Source organism: Streptococcus sp. HMSC077D04 (assembly GCF_001808785.1).
GTDB classification, from domain to species: domain Bacteria; phylum Bacillota; class Bacilli; order Lactobacillales; family Streptococcaceae; genus Streptococcus; species Streptococcus mitis_BX.
On record NZ_KV794536.1, the window covers coordinates 361,223 to 382,836 of the forward strand.

The window sequence follows — 21,614 nt, forward strand, 5'->3', positions numbered from 1 at the left end:
ATAGGAGAAAAACATTGCTTACAGTATCTGATGTTTCACTACGTTTTAGTGATCGCAAACTTTTTGATGATGTCAATATCAAATTTACAGAAGGAAATACTTATGGATTAATTGGTGCTAATGGTGCCGGAAAATCAACATTCTTAAAAATTTTAGCGGGTGATATCGAACCTACTACTGGTCACATCTCTCTTGGTCCAGATGAACGTCTCTCTGTTCTTCGTCAAAATCACTTTGACTATGAAGACGAACGTGCCATTGATGTGGTTATCATGGGAAATGAAAAACTTTATAGCATCATGAAAGAGAAAGATGCTATCTACATGAAGGAAGATTTCTCAGATGAGGATGGAGTGCGTGCTGCCGAACTCGAAGGAGAGTTTGCTGAGCTTGGAGGCTGGGAAGCAGAAAGCGAAGCCTCTCAACTACTTCAAAACCTAAACATTCCAGAAGAATTGCACTATCAAAACATGAGCGAATTAGCCAACGGTGAAAAAGTAAAGGTTCTCCTCGCCAAAGCACTTTTTGGTAAACCAGATGTTCTTCTTTTGGACGAGCCTACCAACGGTTTGGATATCCAATCGATTACTTGGTTAGAAGACTTCTTGATTGACTTTGATAACACAGTTATCGTAGTATCCCACGACCGTCACTTCTTAAACAAAGTATGTACTCACATGGCCGATCTTGACTTTGGAAAAATCAAACTCTATGTCGGGAACTACGACTTCTGGAAGGAATCTTCTGAGCTCGCTGCTAAATTGCTAGCAGACCGTAATGCTAAAGCAGAAGAAAAAATTAAGCAATTGCAAGAATTCGTAGCTCGTTTCTCTGCCAATGCTTCTAAATCAAGACAAGCAACCTCACGTAAAAAAATGCTTGATAAGATTGAGCTAGAAGAGATTGTACCATCTAGTCGTAAATATCCATTTATCAACTTTAAAGCAGAGCGTGAGATCGGTAATGATCTCTTGACGGTAGAAAATCTAACTGTAAAGATTGATGGTGAGACTATTTTAGATAATATCAGCTTTATCTTGCGTCCAGGTGATAAGACAGCGCTTATTGGACAAAATGACATCCAAACGACTGCATTAATTCGTGCAATCATGGGGGACATTGACTATGAAGGAACTGTCAAGTGGGGAGTAACTACTAGCCGTTCTTACTTGCCAAAAGATAACTCGGCAGATTTTGCAGGGGGAGAGTCAATCCTTGACTGGTTGCGTCAATTCGCAAGTAAAGAAGAAGATGACAATACTTTTCTACGTGGCTTCCTCGGCCGTATGCTCTTCTCTGGAGATGAGGTTAACAAACCTGTAAATGTCTTGTCAGGGGGAGAAAAAGTTCGTGTCATGCTTTCAAAACTTATGCTCTTAAAATCAAATGTCCTTGTACTTGATGATCCAACCAATCACTTGGACTTGGAATCTATCTCAAGCTTGAATGATGGATTGAAAAACTTTAAAGAATCAATCATCTTTGCCAGCCATGACCACGAGTTTATTCAAACTCTAGCTAACCATATCATTGTCTTGTCTAAAAATGGCGTCATTGACCGTATCGATGAAACCTATGATGAATTCCTAGAAAATGCAGAAGTACAAGCAAAAGTTAAAGAACTTTGGAAAGACTAAAATCTTCAAAACTCAGTTGGGTTAACCAGCTGAGTTTTCTAACATTTTATGAGGTAACATGAAATTATTTTTTAAAACATATTGGACCTGTTTTGTTTCTTTCATCATTCCCGTAATCATTATGATAGGAGTATATCTATCTCAAGGTATCTACTGGAATAGCGATACATCTCCACTATTAGGAGATGGGTTTCATCAATACGTTATTTTTGATGTAGCTTTACGAAATATCCTACACGAAAATGGTAGTTTGTTCTACACCTTTACAAGTGGCCTCGGATTAAATTTCTATGCCCTATCTAGTTATTACTTGGGAAGTTTCCTTTCACCACTAGTTTACTTTTTTGATCTAACTAATATGCCAGATGCTGTCTATCTGACAACTCTCTTAAAATTTGGATTGATTGGACTGTCAACTTACTTTAGTTTAAATAAATTATTTAAATCGATTCCTAAGCCTTTAAAACTAGCTTTATCTACTTCCTATGCTCTGATGAGTTTCACTGTCAGTCAATTAGAGATAAAAACCTGGCTAGATGTTTTTATCTTGATTCCTTTAATTATAACTGGTTTACAGCTACTTATCACTGAAAAGAAATTCCTATTGTACTTTACAAGTCTGTCAATCTTATTTATCCAAAATTATTATTTTGGCTATATGACAGCACTGTTTCTTATTTTCTGGTATCTCTGTCAAATTTCTTGGGATTTTAAAACACGAAAATCATCTGTTCTTGATTTCATAGTTATCTCCTTTTTAGCTGGTATGGCTAGTTTGATTCTGACTCTTCCTACTCTATTTGATTTACAGACACATGGAGAAAAATTAACTGAAGTTACAAAGTTTCAAACTGAAAGTAGCTGGTATCTTGATCTCTTTGCTAAGCAATTCATTGGTTCCTTTGACACAACAAAGTATGGGGCTATCCCAATGATTTTTGTTGGACTGCTTCCCTTTATTTTAACTATTTTATTTTTTACGCTGAAATCTATTAAGTTTCACGTGAAACTGATCTATGCAATCTTCTTTACATTTTTAATTGCAAGCTTTTATATAGAAGCTCTTGATTTATTTTGGCAAGGCATGCATACTCCAAACATGTTTTTACATCGCTATGCTTGGATTTTCTCTACCTTGTTAATTTACACAGCAGCGGAAGTCTTAAATCGTCTAAGAGAAATTAAAATCTGGAACTTTTTAGTTTCGCTTTTTCTTGTAGTAACAGGATTTTTAGCTACCATCTATCTAAAATCGCATTATTCTTTTTTAACAGATTTGAATATTCTGCTGACTCTTGAATTTTTGGTTGTCTATTCGCTTTTACTCCTTGCATTTATCAAAAAGTTTATCTCTGTAAATCTATTTGCCATTCTAATCTCTTTATTTATAATGGTTGAAATAAGTTTAAATGCTTCATCTCAAATGGACGGAATTGCAAAGGAATGGGGATTTGCTTCTCGAAGTGCATATAGTAGAGATATCCCAGCTATGGAATCTTTCTCAACATATATTGAGGATCCATTTACTCGTACTGAGAAACTACAAACTCAGACAGGGAATGATAGTATGAAATTTAACTACAATGGAATATCTCAATTTTCATCTGTTCGAAATCGTTCAGCAAGCTCTACTTTGGATAAACTTGGCTTTAAATCCTCTGGGACCAATCTCAATCTCCGTTATGCAAATAATAGTATTTTGGCTGATAGTTTATTTGGCATCCAGTACAATATCTCAGACAGTCCTATTGATAAGTATGGTTTCCAAGATATCTATCAAAAAGATAATCTTACCCTATATGAAAATCAATACTCTCTTCCGATTGCATTTGCTAGTCAATCTATTTACAATGATGTCAAGTTCAATGAACATACTTTAGATAATCAAGCCTCGTTTTTAAATCAACTTGCTGACGTCAATTTTGATTATTTTTCTCCAATACCCTATGAAAAAACAGAGAATACTGATGATTTGATTACTGTTACAAGTTCTTCAAATGAAGATGCAGCAATCCAATATCAAATTGAAGTGCCAGAAAACAGCCAAGTTTATCTTTCTTTCACAAACCTTCACTTTTCTAATGATAAACAAAAGAAAGTTGACATCCTTGTCAATGGGGAAAAGAAAACTTTTACAACTGATAATGTCTTCTCCTTCTTTAATCTAGGCTATACAAAAGAGAAAAAAACTTTCAATATTAATGTTAGTTTCCCTGGAAATTCACAGGTATCATTTGAATCTCCTGCCTTCTATCGTTTAGATACCAAAACTTTCACCGAGGCAATTCAAAAAATTAAAGAACAACCAGTAACGGTATCAACTTCTAAAAACAAAGTCTTTGCTACATATGATGTTAAACAAAATACGTCCATTTTCTTCACCATTCCTTATGATAAAGGCTGGTCTGCCTACCAAGATGGTAAGAAAATAGAAATTAAACAAGCTCAAACTGGTTTTATGAAAGTTGACGTTCCTAAGGGAAAAGGAACTATTACACTTTCCTTTATTCCCAATAGTTTTATTACTGGAGCAATTTGTTCCTTTACTTCTCTCTTACTATTTGGAATCTATAATCACAGACGAAAGTCATCTAAAGCATAAAAAATCGACCAATTAATCGGTCGATTTTTTTAATCTTCTTCCATTTTCTTAGGTCGATAGGCTAGCATACCTAAACCAGTAAATAGGGCTAATATCACAGCAAGGAAAATGACTTGATGATGAATATTTCCTGTCATAGAGATTGTTTGTCGTAATCCCGAAACTGAATAACTCATTGGTAACCAAGGATTGATGGCTCTAAAGAAATCATTTGTCAAAGCAAGTGGGTAAGTACCTGCACTTGATGCTAACTGTAATAAAAGCAAAATAAGAGAAAAGAAAGCTCCTATACGGCTATTCCATGTTGTTAAAGCAGTCACCATGGACATGAATACTAAACTTGTTAGGATAATGAGAATAAATGTTCTCATCTCATGATTAGCCGTTAGACCAATAAGATGAACTCCTCCATATACCAAAATTCCTGCCAAAACAGCTATAATACCATTTATTTCTGCTCGAGATTTCAACCAAGCCCAACGACTCTCTGGATGACGTCCTGAAGGCAGCTTCGCAAAGATCATATTTGTTGATATTGCTGCAACAAAAAGAGCAACTGATATCATATAAGGAGACATTGCAACTCCATTTACAGGAACTTGATCATTGTCTGTTTTAGAAAGACTGAGAGGATTTGATAAAATCTCTGCATTTTTAGATTCCGTAGATGCTGATTTGAGTTGATCACTAGCATTACTCAATCCTTGTCCTAAAGAAGCAACTCCTGTCTGTAAACCTTCCAAGCCAGAAGTTAACTTTGTTCCACCTTCTGCTAGTTTCCCAGCTCCATCTGCAAATTTATTAGCTCCACTTTCTAATTGAGAAGCACCTGAAATTAACTGACTGGATTTGTCAGCTAGTTGGCTAGAGCCTGACTGTAATTTATCAACTCCTGCTATCAATTCTTGACTCTTTTGATTCAATTCATTAGAGCCATTTGATAATTTTTCAATACCAGACACTAATTCTGGAGTTTTTTCAACTAATTGACCAACTCCTGCTGTCAAGTTAGAAGATTTTTGTGTCAAGGTAGTTGAGCCTGAAACTAATTGGTCCAAACTACCTATCAAGGTGGAATTCTTTTCACTTAGTTGACTTGCGCCTTGAGAAACTTTATCAACACCTGCAGTATATGCATTTACACCCGATGTAATCGACTGACTAGCAGGAACTAATTTGCTAGAAACAGCTCCTTGTATCTCTGTTAATCCACTTGACAATCCCGTCAAAGAAGTAGAAGCAATAGGTAATACTTGATTAGCTTGATTTTTTAATGTCGAAAGATTTGAAGATTGATTTTGTAAGTTTTCCAAACTTCCCTGTAAACCTTGTACTAAAGCTACAATTGACTGAGCCGATTGAATACTATCAGTCGAATTTTGAGATACAGAAGCGCTTATCTCAGCTTGTTGCTCACTTGTCAATGATTGATAAGCTGCTGTCGATTGAATATTAGCTAATGTAGTCACTTTATCAGACTGAGCACTTGCTAACATTTGATTAGAAAGAGATACTATACTTGATAAAACAGAATCTAATTGTTTTGTATCTCCAACATCAATATTTTGAATAGCTTGATTTAACTGATTCAAATCAGAAGATAATTGATTAATTTGATCTTTTTGCTCAGATGAAGCATCTAACTTGCTAGAAAGTTGTTGAATCCCTTCACTTAATTGCTCCACCCCCATTCGAAGTGTAGCTGATTGATTAGATAACTGATTAGCACCTGTTGCAAGACTTCCCACTCCATTGGTGTAGGCACTAACACCAGATGAAAATTGATTAAGACCAGCATTGAGCTGAGAAACACCGCCAGTATAAGATTCTACACCAGTATATAATTGATTAATTCCCCTCACTAATTCAGGACTTTTAGAAGATAATTGACCTAACCCACTATCTAATTGACTCACTGCACCAGTATATGTAACTAAACCACTATTAAAATTCCCTAAGCCAAGATGAAGTTGTTCAACACCAGAGACATAAGAGGATAATCCTTTAGTAAACTGCTCCGTTCCATTTGAAAATGTTAAACTTGAATCTGCTAAAGAGTGTAGGTTAGTAGTTAATGTTTGACTTCCTGCCACTAACTGATTCGCTCCATCAGTTAGTTTTTCACTACCAGACGCTACTTGACTTATCCCATTCTTTAAATCGACCATTTTGTTAAATAAAGCTTTAGTATAAGTCTCGGTTACATTGGTAGAAACATTCTGCTTTAATTGTGTCATTGCAGAATCACTCATCTTGCTGGCAATAAAGCTATGACCACTTGAAGTCTGATAATCGATTTGCATTTGCTCTGGATGATTCGTTAAAATAGAAACTGCTTTTTCAGATAAATCACTTGGTAAAGTCACTACCATATAGTAATCGCCATCTTCCAATCCCTTCTTTCCTTCATCTTCATCTACAAAATGAAAATCCAATGATTTATTTTGCTCTAAATTAGACACCATGTCTTTTCCTATAGACATGGTATTACCATTATAGGAAGCTTCTTTATCATTATTGACAACTGCCACAGGTAAGTCAGACAATTGACCATATGGATCCCACATTGATGACAAAAATATGACATTGTACAGAGCGGGAATAAGAGAAATCCCTATCATGACAATAATAAAGTTTGGTTTTTTAAAAATTGCTTTCCATTCTTTAAACATAGTTTCTCCTTTTTTAAACACATTGTCTAAAATTTTGATATAATAGATTATACAATAAAAAATATAAATTACAAGATAAAAAAATCAATTTTTAGACACATAGTCTAATTTGTTTATAAGGAGGAAATATGCAAGAAAGTAACAAACGCTTAAAAACAAAGCGAACTATTGAAAATGCTATGGTACAACTACTGATAGAACAGCCATTTGATCAAATTTCTACTGTCAAGTTAGCAAAAAAAGCCGGAATTAGTCGTTCCAGCTTCTATACTCACTATAAGGATAAGTATGATATGATTGAGCACTATCAAAGCAAGCTATTTCATACATTTGAATATATTTTTCAAAAACATGCTCATCACAAAAAAGATGCTATTTTAGAAGTCTTTGAATATCTAGAGTCAGAACCACTTCTGGCTGCCCTTCTTTCTGAAAATGGGACTAAAGAAATCCAAAATTTCTTACGAAATAAACTTCATATCATGCTCAGCACAGATTTACAAAAACGCTTTATGCAACTGAATCTCAATACCACTGAATTAGCATATAGTAGCATCTATCTAACTCACGCACTTTTTGGTGTTTGCCAAACTTGGATTGCACATGGAAAAAAAGAAAGTCCTCAAGAAATAACAGACTTCCTTATGAAGATGCTTGGTGATATAAATTGATACAAAAAAGGGAACAACACTATGTTCCCTTTTATCTATACTCCGCCAGTAGGACTCGAACCTACGACATCATGATTAACAGTCATGCGCTACTACCAACTGAGCTATGGCGGATAAAATAGTCCGTACGGGATTCGAACCCGTGTTACCGCCGTGAAAAGGCGGTGTCTTAACCCCTTGACCAACGGACCTTCTATCTGTAGCAGATATAACCATTATATCAATTTCTTGCTAATTGTCAATTACTTTTGAGATTTTTTCTCTAGAATATCTTTTAATTTTCTAATTTTTAATCTTGAAATAGGACAACGATGGTCTTCATAGAAAACAATTTCTAAGTTTTTTCGATCAATTTCTCTGATATTGCCTATATTTACCAAAAATGACTTGTGAGGAGAATAAAATCTCTGAGTATGTTTGTCCTTTTCCTGAATATCTGTCATGGTACCGTAAAACTCTTTGGCAAAATTCTTACCAATAATGCGCAATTTATGAGAAACTCCTGTCGTTTCAATATACAGAATGTCATGGTAAGGAATTTTTAAATCATTTCCCTTGTAATTGTAGTCAAAATAATCTACCACATCTTCATTTTCAAGTAACATACTCTTCGTGTAGAAGATATTCTGCTCAATTCTCTTTTTAAATAACTCATCATTGATATCCTTATCAACAAAATCTAGGGCTGATACCTGGTATTTATAGGTTAGAGTCGCAAACTCTGATCGACTGGTGATAAAGACGATAATAGCATAAGGATTGTGATGACGAATAAACTGGGCAACTTCAAACCCTTTTTTCTCAATCCCATGAATATCAATATCTAGAAAATAAAGCTGGTTTACTTCATCATTTTCGATATATTCCTTAAACTCACGAACTTTTCCCGTTGTCTTGTATGATATTGGAATATTCGATTCTTTCGAAATTTCATCCAATATTCTCTCTAGTCTCACTTGATGTTCAATAACATCTTCTAAAATTAAAACTTTCATTCAAATTCCCTCTTAAATCTAATGATTTGTCTAAATGTACTGCCTTCCATCTCTGTTTCTAAAATAATATTATTGTACTTATCTAATAGTTCTTTCACATTATTTAATCCTACTCCGCGATTTCTTCCCTTAGTGGAGAATCCTAAAGCAAATAGATCTCCTGAAGGAGTCATCGTCATTTTACATGAATTCTGAATCACAATAACTGTTTCAGTTTCCATCTTAATAACTGCTACTTCCATCTGCTTTTTATAACTATCAGCCGATCCTTCGACAGCATTGTTCAATAAAACGCTCATGATACGAACCAAATCCAATAGTTCAATTGGGAGCTTAGTAATCGTATCTTTTACTTCCAGTGTAAACTCTACACCATTATTTCGAGCATAAACAATTGACTGAGCAACCAAACTTCGTAAAGCTGAATCTTCTATGTTGTTCAAATCAAAGTAAGTATACTTATCTGAACGCAGTTTGTGATTAGCTTTAACCAAAACTTCATTGTAAACTCTGTCAATTTCCTGTAAATCACCACTGTCAATTGCCATCTGCATGCTGACAAGCATCCCAGCATAGTCATGTCTAAACCCACGTATTTCATTATACAAAGCAACAATTTCATCTGTGTAGTTTTGTAAATGTTTCTGTTCAAATTTCTTCTGCTTCAAAGCAATCTCTTTCTCCATTTGTTCTTTATGAGAATTCATTGCAAAGAAAGTCAAAAGTAAAGAGATAAAGACAATAGATGATAAAATACTTCCAAAACTATTCAAATGTTTAATCGTACTTACCATATCTGAAATGAAAGATACAATATGTAGAAGTAGTAAAGCAAAAAAGACTTTTTTCAAGAAAGGATAGAGATAATCTTTGTCAAAATAGTTTAGTTCCAAATGGAAATAACGAATGATTGTTACGATAACGAGATAAGTCAACACCGTTACAACTAAAAAGAATAGGCCATAATATTGTAAAACAAAATTGTCTCCTGTTAGAGAGGAGAAAGTTACAGACAGAAAGGTATGAGTGCTCTCATATAAAAGAGATATTAGTAAACTTAGGAATAGTCCTCTATCCCTCTTATACTGTTTAATACATTTAAAATAGAAATATAGCATCAAAGGAAATAAAAATGTTCCAATCCCTAACCCCTCTAAGTATAGAAGATAAAAAGGAAGGTCAAGTACTGTTCCTACTAGTAATGTATAACCACCAAAAAAGCATAATTCCTTTGTTTTTATTTGCCTTTTACAAATTAAACGGTAACTTTGACTAATAATAAAAACATATAATATCAAATCTACTAATAAGAAAAAATCCATTATTCTACTCCCTTATCTTCTTTTGAAGAGATTAAGTAAACTATTAATTGTTTTTCTAGTTTCCCCACCTCGAATCTCCTGCAAGTCTTTTTCCTTCAAGGCTACAAACTGTTCCAATTTAACTGTGTTTTTCATAATAAAATCTCCTAAAGTGTTTTTTCCTGTAAGCTAACTTACAAAAACTATTATACAAAATGGAATTTCATTGTAGATAAAATTCTCTCAACTGTCATTTTTTTCTCCCCAAGTGTACTTTTTTAAGAAAAAAGCCGGGAAAATTCCCAGCTTTGCTACTATATTGATCCCAGCAGGATTCGAACCTGCGACCGTTCGCTTAGAAGGCGAATGCTCTATCCAGCTGAGCTATGAGACCTAATACAGCTATTCTACCAAAAATCCAATTGAAAGTCAATTTTCTATTTATGATAGGGTGATCCCTGCTGAATCGTAAAAGCCCGATAGATTTGTTCAACAAGGACTAGTCTCATTAACTGATGAGGCAAGGTTAAGCGACCAAAACTAACAGAAAGATTGGCTCTTTTTTTTACATCCTGTGCTAACCCCAGACTCCCTCCAATAATAAAGGTAAGAGTAGAAAATCCTTTTATAGAAGCTTCTTCTAGCTGCTTACTAAATTCTTCTGAGGAGAAAGTTCTCCCTTCGATAGCCAACGCAATAACAAAATCACGGTCACCAACTTTTGATAAAATTCTCTGACCTTCTATTTCTAAAATCTTTTGATTTTCTGACTCACTGGCCCTATCTGGTGTTTTTTCATCTGCTAGCTCAATCATTTCAAGCTTAGCAAATCGAGAAATTCGTTTTGAATACTCTGCGATACCATCTTTTAAATACTTTTCTTTCAGTTTCCCAACTGTTACAACTTTAATTTTCATGACTCTATTCTAACATATTCTCTATTTTTTCACATCTTATTCACAAAATAAAAGGTTAATTTTAGCCGAGAAAACCACAGATTTTTGAAAGTTATCCACAATCTGTGAAAAACTTTTATTTTTAAGTTATAATTAAGCTAGTCAGTTTATACTTTCATTAATCTAAAACATATGGAGGCAAATATGAAACATCTCAAAACATTTTACAAAAAATGGTTTCAATTATTAGTCGTTATCGTCATTAGCTTTATTAGTGGAGTCTTGGGGAGTCTTTCAATAAACCAACTAACTCAGAAAAGTACTGTAAGTAACTCCAACAACAATAGTACTATTACACAGACTGCCTATAAAAACGAAAATTCAACAACACAGGCTGTTAACAAAGTAAAAGACGCTGTTGTTTCTGTTATTACTTATTCAGCTAACAGACAAAATAGCGTATTTGGCAATGATGATACAGATACAGATTCTCAGCAAATCTCTAGTGAAGGATCTGGGGTTATTTATAAAAAGAATGACAAAGAAGCTTATATTGTCACCAACAATCACGTTATAAATGGTGCCAGCAAAGTAGATATTCGTTTGTCAGATGGAACTAAGGTACCTGGAGAAATCGTCGGAGCTGACACTTTCTCTGATATTGCTGTCGTCAAAATATCTTCAGAAAAAGTGACAACAGTAGCGGAATTTGGTGATTCTAGTCAGTTAACCGTAGGAGAAACTGCTATTGCTATCGGTAGCCCGTTAGGTTCTGAATATGCTAATACTGTCACTCAAGGTATCATATCTAGTCTCAATCGAAATGTATCTTTAAAATCTGAAGATGGACAAGCCATTTCTACAAAAGCCATCCAAACTGATACTGCTATTAACCCAGGTAACTCTGGTGGCCCACTAATCAATATTCAAGGACAGGTTATCGGAATTACCTCAAGTAAAATTGCCACAAATGGAGGAACATCTGTAGAAGGTCTTGGTTTTGCAATCCCTGCAAATGATGCTATCAATATTATTGAACAATTGGAAAAGAACGGAAAAGTGACTCGTCCAGCTTTGGGAATTCAAATGGTCAATCTCTCAAATATTAATACAAGTGATATTAGAAGACTGAATATTCCAAGCAGTGTAACATCTGGTGTAGTTGTTCGTTCTGTGCAAAGTAATATGCCTGCAAATGGTCACCTTGAAAAATACGATGTTATTACAAAAGTAGATGACAAAGACATCGCTTCATCAACAGACTTACAAAGTGCTCTTTACAATCATTCTATCGGAGACACCATTAAGATAACTTACTATCGTAACGGTAAAGAAGAAACTACATCTATTAAACTTGACAAGAGTTCAGGCGATTTAGAATCTTAATTGACATCTATGTAAAGAAAGCTTTACATAAGAGAAAAGATGTGTTAGTGTAGAATCATGGAAAAATTTGAAATGATTTCTATCACGGATATACAAAAAAATCCCTATCAACCTCGAAAAGAATTTGATGGAGAAAAACTACATGAACTAGCACAGTCTATCAAAGAAAATGGGGTCATTCAACCGATTATTGTTCGTCAATCTCCTGTTATTGGTTATGAAATCCTTGCAGGAGAGAGACGCTATCGCGCTTCACTTTTAGCTGGTCTAACGTCTATCCCAGCTGTTGTTAAACAACTTTCAGACCAAGAGATGATGGTCCAGTCCATCATTGAAAATTTACAAAGAGAAAATTTAAATCCAATAGAAGAAGCACGCGCCTATGAATCTCTTGTAGAGAAAGGATTTACCCATGCTGAAATTGCAGATAAAATGGGCAAGTCTCGTCCATATATCAGCAACTCCATTCGTTTGCTTTCCTTACCAGAACAGATTATCTCAGAAGTAGAAAATGGCAAACTATCACAAGCTCATGCGCGTTCTCTAGTTGGGTTGAATAAGGAACAACAAGACTATTTCTTTCAACGAATTATAGAGGAAGACATTTCTGTAAGGAAGTTAGAAGCTCTTCTGACAGAGAAAAAACAAAAGAAACTTCAAAAAACGAATCATTTCATACAAAATGAAGAAGAACAGTTAAAAAAACTACTCGGATTAGATGTAGAAATCAAACTGTCTAAAAAAGATAGCGGAAAAATCATTATTGCTTTCTCAAATCAAGAAGAATACAGTAGAATTATCAACAGCCTGAAATAAGGCTGTTCTTTTATTTTTTTATCTCACAATGTTATCCACTCTTTTTTTTAATAAAAAGCTTAATAAATCAAAAGTTTCTGATTTTATCCCCAACCTGTGGATAAAACTTGATAACATTGTGGATTAATTTTCACAGCTTGTGGAAAATTCTTGCTATCTATGGTAAAATAAGTCTAACATTAAACTTTTAAATAGTAAAGGAGGAGAATGGATTGAAAGAAAAACAATTTTGGAATCGTATATTAGAATTTGCTCAAGAAAGATTAACTCGATCCATGTATGATTTCTATGCTATTCAAGCTGAACTCATTAAGGTAGAGGAAAATGTTGCCACTATATTTTTACCACGATCTGAAATGGAAATGGTCTGGGAAAAACAACTAAAAGATATCATTGTAGTAGCTGGTTTTGAAATTTATGATGCTGAAATAACTCCCCACTATATTTTCACCAAGCCTAAAGATACGACTATTTCACAAGTTGAAGAAGCTACAAATTCAACTCTTTATGACTATAGTCCAAAGTTAGCATCTATTCCTTATTCGGATACTGGATTAAAAGAAAAGTATACCTTTGATAATTTTATCCAAGGAGATGGAAATGTTTGGGCAGTATCAGCCGCTTTGGCTGTCTCTGAAGATTTGGCTCTGACCTATAACCCTCTTTTTATCTATGGAGGACCTGGCCTTGGTAAGACTCACTTACTCAATGCAATTGGGAATGAGATTTTGAAAAATATTCCTGATGCGCGTGTGAAGTACATCCCTGCTGAAAGCTTTATCAACGACTTTCTTGAACACCTGAGACTTGGTGAAATGGAAAAGTTCAAAAAAACTTACCGTAGTCTTGATCTCTTGTTAATTGATGATATCCAATCGCTGAGTGGAAAAAAAGTTGCAACTCAAGAAGAATTTTTCAATACTTTCAATGTTCTCCATAGCAATCAAAAACAAATTGTTCTGACTAGTGATCGTAGTCCTAAACACTTAGAAGGCCTTGAAGAACGGCTTGTCACGCGATTTAGCTGGGGCTTGACGCAAAACATCACACCACCTGACTTTGAAACACGTATTGCCATTTTACAAAGTAAAACAGAGCATTTAGACTACAATTTCCAAAGTGATACCCTAGAATACCTAGCTGGCCAATTTGATTCAAACGTTCGAGAACTTGAAGGAGCAATCAACGACATCACTTTAATTGCAAGAGTGAAGAAGATTAAGGATATCACTATCGATATCGCTGCAGAAGCCATTAGAGCTCGCAAACAAGATGTTAGCCAAATGCTCGTCATCCCAATTGATAAAATTCAAAATGAAGTTGGTAACTTTTATGGTGTCAGTGTCAAAGAAATGAAGGGAAGTAGACGCCTTCAAAATATTGTTTTAGCCCGTCAAGTAGCTATGTATTTATCTAGAGAACTAACAGATAATAGTCTTCCAAAAATTGGGAAGGAATTTGGTGGAAAAGATCACACAACAGTCATTCATGCCCATGCTAAAATTAAATCTTTGATTGATGAAGACGATAATTTACGTTTAGAAATTGAATCAATCAAAAAGAAAATCAAATAACTTGTGGATAACTCTTGCTTTTTTATCTTTTTTATCCACATTTTTTAAACAAGCTAAAAAACTTGATATGACTTGTTTAAAGTCTGTTTTCCACAGATTTCACAGACTCTATTATTACTATTATCCTTCTAATACTAAAAATAAATAAAGGAGAATCCATGATTCATTTTTCAATTAATAAAAATTTATTTCTACAAGCTTTAAATACTACTAAGAGAGCTATTAGTTCTAAAAATGCCATTCCTATTTTATCAACTGTCAAAATTGACGTGACCAATGAAGGTGTTACTTTAATTGGTTCAAATGGTCAAATTTCAATTGAAAATTTTATTTCTCAAAAAAATGAAGATGCTGGTTTGTTAATTACTTCTTTAGGTTCAATTCTTCTTGAAGCTTCTTTCTTTATCAATGTTGTATCTAGTCTACCTGATGTGACTCTTGATTTTAAAGAAATTGAACAAAATCAAATTGTTTTAACGAGTGGTAAATCAGAAATTACCCTAAAAGGAAAAGATAGCGAACAATATCCACGAATCCAAGAAATTTCAGCAAGCACTCCTTTGGTTCTTGAAACAAAATTACTCAAGAAAATTATCAATGAAACAGCCTTTGCTGCAAGTACACAAGAGAGTCGTCCAATTTTAACAGGTGTTCATTTTGTATTAAGTCAACACAAGGAGCTAAAAACAGTGGCAACAGACTCTCATCGTCTAAGCCAGAAAAAATTAACGCTTGAGAAAAATAGTGATGATTTTGATGTTGTCATTCCTAGCCGTTCTCTACGCGAATTTTCAGCAGTATTTACAGACGATATTGAAACTGTAGAGATTTTCTTTGCCAACAATCAAATCCTCTTTAGAAGCGAAAATATTAGCTTTTATACTCGTTTGTTAGAAGGTAACTATCCTGATACAGATCGTTTGATTCCAACAGACTTTAACACTACTATTACTTTTGATGTGGTAAACTTACGCCAGTCAATGGAGCGTGCTCGTCTTTTATCAAGTGCGACTCAAAATGGTACTGTGAAACTTGAAATTAAAGATGGGATTGTTAGCGCCCATGTTCACTCTCCAGAAGTTGGTAAAGTAAACGAAGAAATCGATACTGATCAGGTTACTGGTGAAGATTTGACTATTAGTTTCAACCCAACTTACTTGATTGATTCCCTTAAAGCTTTAAATAGCGAAAAGGTGACTATTAGCTTTATCTCAGCTGTTCGTCCATTTACTCTTGTGCCAGCAGATACTGACGAGGACTTCATGCAGCTCATTACACCAGTTCGTACAAATTAAGTTAAAGAGGTTGAGCCTAGCTCGCCTCTTTTATGATATAATCGAAAAAGAAAAGGAGAGTAGTATGTATCAAGTTGGAAATTTTGTTGAAATGAAAAAACCACATGCTTGCACCATCAAGTCAACAGGTAAAAAGGCCAATCGTTGGGAAATTACACGTGTAGGAGCAGATATCAAAATTAAATGTAGTAATTGTGACCATGTTGTCATGATGGGGCGCTATGATTTTGATCGAAAAATGAATAAAATTATTGACTGATACTCAATGAAAATCAAAGAGCAAACTAGGAAGCTAGCCGCAGGCTGCTCAAAACACTGTTTTGAGGTTGCAGATAGAACTGACGAAGTCAGTAATATCTATACGGCAAGGCGACGTTGACGTGGTTTGAAGAGATTTTCGAAGAGTATGAGAACCCTTAGTTAGAGGGTTAGCAAGTTTTCCCTTTTTGTGTTATAATATTAGGGATTGAAATGAAAACGGAGAATGAGAAAATATGGCTTTAACAGCAGGTATCGTTGGTTTGCCAAACGTTGGTAAATCAACACTATTTAATGCAATTACAAAAGCAGGAGCAGAGGCAGCAAACTACCCATTTGCGACGATTGATCCAAACGTTGGAATGGTAGAAGTTCCAGATGAACGCCTCCAAAAACTAACTGAAATGATTACTCCTAAAAAGACAGTTCCAACAACATTTGAATTTACAGATATTGCAGGGATTGTAAAAGGAGCTTCAAAAGGAGAAGGACTAGGAAATAAATTCTTGGCCAATATCCGTGAAGTAGATGCGATTGTTCATGTAGTTCGTGCTTTTGATGATGAAAATGTCATGCGCGAGCAAGGACGTGAAGATGCCTTTGTGGATCCACTTGCGGATATTGATACCATTAACCTGGAATTGATTCTTGCTGACTTAGAATCAGTCAATAAACGTTATGCGCGTGTAGAAAAGATGGCACGTACGCAAAAAGATAAAGAATCTGTGGCAGAATTCAATGTTCTTCAAAAGATTAAACCAGTCCTTGAAGATGGAAAATCAGCTCGAACTATTGAATTTACAGATGAGGAGCAAAAGGTTGTCAAAGGTCTCTTCCTTTTGACGACTAAACTAGTGCTCTATGTTGCCAATGTGGACGAGGATGTGGTTTCAGATCCTGACTCTATCGACTATGTTAAACAAATTCGTGAATTTGCAGCGACAGAAAATGCTGAAGTAGTTGTTATTTCTGCGCGTGCTGAGGAAGAAATTTCTGAGTTAGACGATGAAGATAAGCAAGAGTTTCTTGAAGCACTTGGGTTGACAGAATCAGGCGTTGACAAGTTGACTCGTGCTGCTTACCATTTGCTTGGATTGGGAACTTACTTCACAGCTGGTGAAAAAGAAGTTCGCGCTTGGACCTTCAAGCGTGGTATGAAGGCTCCTCAAGCAGCTGGGATTATCCACTCAGACTTTGAAAAAGGATTTATTCGTGCAGTAACCATGTCATATGAGGATCTAGTGAAATACGGATCTGAAAAGGCTGTAAAAGAAGCTGGACGCTTGCGTGAAGAAGGAAAAGAATATATCGTTCAAGATGGCGATATTATGGAATTCCGCTTTAATGTCTAAAAAAATTAATGAATAGTGTCAATTAGGTTGGAAAAAAATTCCAACCCTTTTGGCTTTTGAAAGGAAAAATAAATGACCAAATTACTTGTAGGATTAGGAAATCCAGGGGATAAATATTTTGAAACAAAACACAATGTTGGATTTATGTTGATTGACCAACTAGCGAAGAAACAGAATGTCACTTTTACACACGATAAGATATTTCAAGCTGATCTAGCATCTTTTTTCTTCAATGGAGAAAAAATTTATCTTGTTAAACCAACGACCTTTATGAATGAAAGTGGAAAAGCAGTTCATGCTTTATTGACTTACTATGGTTTGGATATTGAAGATTTACTCATCATTTACGATGATCTTGACATGGAAGTTGGAAAGATTCGTTTAAGAGCAAAAGGCTCAGCAGGTGGTCATAATGGTATCAAGTCTATTATTCAACATATTGGAACTCAGGTCTTTAACCGTGTTAAGATTGGAATTGGAAGACCTAAAAATGGAATGTCAGTTGTTCACCATGTTTTGAGTAAGTTTGACAAGGATGATTATATCGGTATTTTACAGTCTATTGACAAAGTTGACGATGCTGTAAACTATTATTTACAAAAGAAAAATTTTGAGAAAACAATGCAGAGGTATAACGGATAAATGGTGACCTTATTAGATTTATTCTTAGAAAATAATCAGATCAAAAAATGGCATCAAAATCTGACAGATAAGAAAAGACAACTAATACTTGGTTTATCAACGTCTACTAAGGCTCTTGCAATTGCTAGTAGTTTGAGACAGGAAGATAAGATTGTGTTATTGACGTCAACTTATGGAGAAGCCGAAGGACTTGTTAGTGATCTTATATCTATCTTGGGTGAGGAACTTGTCTATCCATTTTTGGTAGATGACTCCCCTATGGTCGAGTTTTTGATGTCTTCACAAGAAAAAATCATTTCACGGGTTGAAGCCTTGCGTTTTTTGACTGATTCATCTAAGAAAGGGATTTTAGTTTGTAATATCGCAGCAAGCCGATTGATTTTACCGTCTCCCAATGTATTCAAAGATAGTATTATAAAAATCTCAGTTGGTGAAGAATATGACCAACATGCACTTATCCATCAGTTAAAAGAGGTAGACTATCGAAAAGTTACTCAAGTACAAACTCAGGGCGAATTTAGTCTGCGAGGAGATATTTTAGATATTTTTGAAATATCTCAGTTAGAACCTTGCCGAATTGAGTTTTTTGGTGATGAAGTCGATGGTATTAGGTCATTTGAAGTCGAAACACAATTATCGAAAGAAAATCAGACAGAACTCACCATCTTTCCAGCTAGTGATATGCTTTTGAGAGAAAAGGATTATCAACGAGGTCAGTCAGCTTTAGAAAAACAAATTTCAAAGACCTTATCACCTATTTTAAAATCATACTTAGAAGAAATTCTTTCAAGTTTTCATCAAAAACAAATTCATTTAGATTCTAAGAAGTTTTTATCTTTGTGTTATGACAAGACATGGACTGTTTTTGACTATATTGAAAAAGATACCCCAGTATTCTTTGATGATTATCAGAAATTGATGAATCAGTATGAAGTCTTTGAAAGGGAGTTAGCACAATACTTTACAGAAGAATTACAGAACAGTAAAGCATTTTCTGAGATGCAGTATTTTGCAGATACAGAGCAAATCTATAAAAAACAGAGTCCGGTTACCTTTTTCTCTAACCTGCAAAAGGGGTTAGGAAATCTCAAGTTTGATCAAATTTATCAATTTAATCAATATCCCATGCAAGAGTTTTTCAATCAATTTTCTTTTCTAAAAGAAGAAATTGAGCGATACAAAAAAATGAATTACACTATTATTCTTCAGTCTAGCAATTCAATGGGAAGTAAAACATTGGAGGATGTTTTAGAGGAATATCAGATTAAATTAGATTCCAGAGATAAGTCAAGTATCTGTAAAGAATCTGTAAACTTAATCGAGGGTAATCTCAGACATGGTTTTCATTTTGTAGATGAAAAGATTTTATTGATAACTGAACATGAGATTTTTCAAAAGAAATTAAAACGTCGTTTTCGAAGACAACATGTTTCAAACGCAGAGAGATTAAAAGATTACAATGAACTTGAAAAAGGAGATTACGTTGTTCACCATATCCATGGAATTGGTCAATATCTAGGGATTGAAACAATTGAAATCAAAGGGATTCACCGTGATTATGTTAGTGTTCAATACCAAAACGGGGATCAAATCTCTATCCCAGTGGAACAAATTCATCTACTTTCCAAATACGTTTCAAGTGACGGTAAAGCACCTAAACTCAATAAATTAAATGATGGTCATTTCAAAAAAGCAAAGCAAAAAGTTAAGAACCAGGTAGAGGATATAGCTGACGATTTAATTAAACTTTATTCTGAACGCAGCCAGTTGAAGGGTTTTGCTTTCTCAGCTGATGATGAGGATCAACATGCTTTTGATGATGCCTTCCCTTATGTTGAAACGGATGATCAACTTCGTAGTGTTGAGGAAATCAAGAGAGATATGCAGGCTTCTCAACCAATGGATCGACTTTTAGTTGGGGATGTTGGTTTTGGAAAGACTGAAGTTGCTATGCGTGCAGCCTTTAAGGCAGTCAATAATCACAAACAGGTTGTCGTTCTCGTTCCGACGACGGTTTTAGCGCAACAGCACTATACGAATTTTAAGGAAAGATTCCAAAATTTTGCAGTTAATATTGATGTGTTGAGTCGCTTTAGAAGTAAAAAAGAGCAGACTGAAACACTTGAAAAATTGAAAAAGGGTCAAGTTGATATTTTGATTGGAACACATCGTGTTTTGTCAAAAGATGTTGTATTTGCTGATTTGGGCTTGATGATTATTGATGAGGAACAGCGATTTGGTGTCAAGCATAAGGAAACCTTGAAAGAACTGAAAAAACAAGTAGATGTCCTGACCTTGACAGCAACGCCAATTCCTCGTACCCTTCACATGTCTATGCTGGGAATCAGAGATTTGTCTGTTATTGAAACTCCGCCGACTAATCGTTATCCAGTGCAAACCTATGTTTTAGAAAAGAATGATAGTGTGATTCGTGATGCTGTCTTGCGTGAAATGGAGCGTGGAGGTCAAGTTTACTATCTTTACAATAAAGTTGACACGATTGACCAGAAGGTTTCCGAATTACAGGAGTTGATTCCAGAGGCTTCGATTGGGTATGTTCATGGGCAAATGAGTGAGATTCAGTTAGAAAATACTCTACTGGATTTCATTGAAGGTCAGTATGATATTTTAGTGACGACTACCATTATTGAGACAGGGGTGGACATTCCAAATGCTAATACTTTATTTATTGAGAATGCGGACCATATGGGCTTGTCAACCTTGTATCAGTTAAGAGGAAGAGTCGGTCGTAGTAATCGTATTGCTTATGCCTATCTCATGTATCGTCCAGAAAAATCAATCAGTGAAGTCTCCGAGAAGAGATTAGAAGCGATCAAAGGATTTACAGAATTGGGCTCTGGATTTAAGATTGCAATGCGAGATCTTTCGATTCGCGGAGCAGGAAATCTTTTAGGAAAATCCCAGTCTGGTTTCATTGATTCTGTTGGTTTTGAATTGTATTCGCAGTTATTGGAGGAAGCTATTGCTAAACGACATGGTAATGGGAACACAAAAACCAAAGGGAATTCTGAGTTGATTTTACAAATTGATGCCTATCTTCCTGATACTTATATTTCTGATCAACGACATAAGATTGAAATTTACAAGAAAATTCGTCAAATTGACAACCGTGTCAACTACGAAGAATTACAAGAAGAGTTGATGGACCGATTTGGAGAGTACCCAGACGTGGTAGCCTATCTTTTAGAGATTGGTTTGGTTAAGTCTTATCTTGATAGGGTCTTTGTTCAACGTGTGGAACGAAAAGAAAATAAGATTACAGTTCAATTTGAAAAAATTACTCAGCGACTGTTCTTGGCTCAAGATTATTTTAAAGCTTTATCCGCAACGAACTTAAAAGCAGCTATAGCTGAGAATAAGGGATTAATGGAAGTTGTATTTGATGTTCGAAACAAGAAGGACTATGAAATTTTAGAAGGTCTGCTCATTTTTGGAGAAAGTTTATTAGAGATAAAAGTGTCGAAAGAAGGCAATTCTCTTTAACATTTTTCTTCTA

Annotated in this window: 16 protein-coding genes and 3 tRNA genes; 11 read left to right on the forward strand and 8 right to left on the reverse strand. The window is 34.9% G+C overall.

The features are described from left to right. The first annotated feature begins 14 nt into the window (after nt 1–14). Together HMPREF2701_RS06675 and HMPREF2701_RS06680 are read left to right on the forward strand one after the other, a co-directional pair. Entirely contained in the window at nt 15–1,637 is a 1,623-nt protein-coding gene (locus tag HMPREF2701_RS06675; RefSeq protein WP_000958774.1) for an ATP-binding cassette domain-containing protein, read from the forward strand. Between the two features lie 58 nt (nt 1,638–1,695). After that, nucleotides 1,696–4,239 carry a YfhO family protein gene (locus tag HMPREF2701_RS06680; protein ID WP_049487631.1) on the forward strand — a complete coding sequence of 848 codons (2,544 nt, stop codon included), beginning with the start codon at nt 1,696–1,698 and terminating at the stop codon, nt 4,237–4,239. A gap of 29 nt (nt 4,240–4,268) precedes the next feature. Here the strand turns inward: HMPREF2701_RS06680 and HMPREF2701_RS06685 are convergent, their stop codons facing one another. After that, nucleotides 4,269–6,911: a YhgE/Pip domain-containing protein gene (locus HMPREF2701_RS06685; protein ID WP_049487633.1), complete on the reverse strand. Its 2,643-nt coding sequence runs from the start codon at nt 6,909–6,911 to the stop codon at nt 4,269–4,271. A gap of 128 nt (nt 6,912–7,039) precedes the next feature. Between HMPREF2701_RS06685 and HMPREF2701_RS06690 the strand changes: the two genes are divergently transcribed. Beyond that, complete coding sequence (locus HMPREF2701_RS06690; RefSeq protein ID WP_049487635.1) at nt 7,040–7,582, forward strand: TetR/AcrR family transcriptional regulator; 543 nt, start codon at nt 7,040–7,042, stop codon at nt 7,580–7,582. A 40-nt stretch (nt 7,583–7,622) separates the two neighbouring features. On the opposite strand, the gene HMPREF2701_RS06695 is transcribed toward HMPREF2701_RS06690, so the two are convergent. From HMPREF2701_RS06695 to rlmH, 7 genes are all read right to left on the reverse strand, one after another. Further along, nucleotides 7,623–7,696 (reverse strand) — tRNA-Asn (locus HMPREF2701_RS06695). Nucleotides 7,697–7,701: 5 nt separating this feature from the next. Further along, a tRNA-Glu gene (locus HMPREF2701_RS06700) sits at nt 7,702–7,773 on the reverse strand. Nucleotides 7,774–7,824: 51 nt separating this feature from the next. Further along, entirely contained in the window at nt 7,825–8,577 is a 753-nt protein-coding gene (gene comE, locus HMPREF2701_RS06705) for a competence system response regulator transcription factor ComE (RefSeq protein ID WP_000866073.1), read from the reverse strand. Then, entirely contained in the window at nt 8,574–9,899 is a 1,326-nt protein-coding gene (gene comD, locus HMPREF2701_RS06710; protein WP_061589686.1) for a competence system sensor histidine kinase ComD, read from the reverse strand. The genes comE and comD overlap by 4 nt, the downstream gene beginning before the upstream one ends. A gap of 12 nt (nt 9,900–9,911) precedes the next feature. Next, complete coding sequence (gene comC, locus HMPREF2701_RS06715) at nt 9,912–10,034, reverse strand: competence-stimulating peptide ComC (protein ID WP_020902306.1); 123 nt, start codon at nt 10,032–10,034, stop codon at nt 9,912–9,914. Between the two features lie 164 nt (nt 10,035–10,198). Further along, a tRNA-Arg gene (locus tag HMPREF2701_RS06720) sits at nt 10,199–10,272 on the reverse strand. A gap of 43 nt (nt 10,273–10,315) precedes the next feature. Beyond that, on the reverse strand, nt 10,316–10,795 hold the full coding sequence (gene rlmH / locus HMPREF2701_RS06725) for a 23S rRNA (pseudouridine(1915)-N(3))-methyltransferase RlmH (protein ID WP_004269820.1): 480 nt from the start codon (nt 10,793–10,795) through the stop codon (nt 10,316–10,318). Between the two features lie 183 nt (nt 10,796–10,978). Here rlmH and HMPREF2701_RS06730 point away from each other — a divergent pair, with 183 nt between their 5' ends. The 8 genes from HMPREF2701_RS06730 (at nt 10,979) to mfd (ending at nt 21,601) form a co-directional block, all read left to right on the forward strand. After that, nucleotides 10,979–12,160 (forward strand): serine protease HtrA, encoded by a 1,182-nt coding sequence (locus tag HMPREF2701_RS06730; RefSeq protein WP_061589687.1) that lies wholly within the window; start codon nt 10,979–10,981, stop codon nt 12,158–12,160. Between the two features lie 57 nt (nt 12,161–12,217). Next, nucleotides 12,218–12,976, forward strand: coding sequence for a ParB/RepB/Spo0J family partition protein (locus HMPREF2701_RS06735; protein WP_049509403.1), 759 nt, complete (start codon nt 12,218–12,220; stop codon nt 12,974–12,976). A gap of 212 nt (nt 12,977–13,188) precedes the next feature. After that, nucleotides 13,189–14,550 carry a chromosomal replication initiator protein DnaA gene (dnaA, locus tag HMPREF2701_RS06740; RefSeq protein ID WP_070482524.1) on the forward strand — a complete coding sequence of 454 codons (1,362 nt, stop codon included), beginning with the start codon at nt 13,189–13,191 and terminating at the stop codon, nt 14,548–14,550. A 158-nt stretch (nt 14,551–14,708) separates the two neighbouring features. Continuing rightward, a complete protein-coding gene (dnaN, locus tag HMPREF2701_RS06745; RefSeq protein ID WP_000581172.1) occupies nt 14,709–15,845 on the forward strand; it encodes a DNA polymerase III subunit beta in 1,137 nt (378 codons plus the stop codon). 64 nt (nt 15,846–15,909) lie between these two features. Beyond that, on the forward strand, nt 15,910–16,104 hold the full coding sequence (locus tag HMPREF2701_RS06750; RefSeq protein ID WP_000285186.1) for a DUF951 domain-containing protein: 195 nt from the start codon (nt 15,910–15,912) through the stop codon (nt 16,102–16,104). 235 nt (nt 16,105–16,339) lie between these two features. After that, nucleotides 16,340–17,455, forward strand: coding sequence for a redox-regulated ATPase YchF (ychF, locus tag HMPREF2701_RS06760; protein ID WP_070482526.1), 1,116 nt, complete (start codon nt 16,340–16,342; stop codon nt 17,453–17,455). Between the two features lie 72 nt (nt 17,456–17,527). Beyond that, on the forward strand, nt 17,528–18,097 hold the full coding sequence (pth, locus tag HMPREF2701_RS06765) for an aminoacyl-tRNA hydrolase (protein WP_049486820.1): 570 nt from the start codon (nt 17,528–17,530) through the stop codon (nt 18,095–18,097). Beyond that, nucleotides 18,098–21,601: a transcription-repair coupling factor gene (gene mfd, locus HMPREF2701_RS06770; RefSeq protein WP_070482528.1), complete on the forward strand. Its 3,504-nt coding sequence runs from the start codon at nt 18,098–18,100 to the stop codon at nt 21,599–21,601. It begins immediately after the preceding gene. The last annotated feature ends 13 nt before the right edge of the window (nt 21,602–21,614 follow it).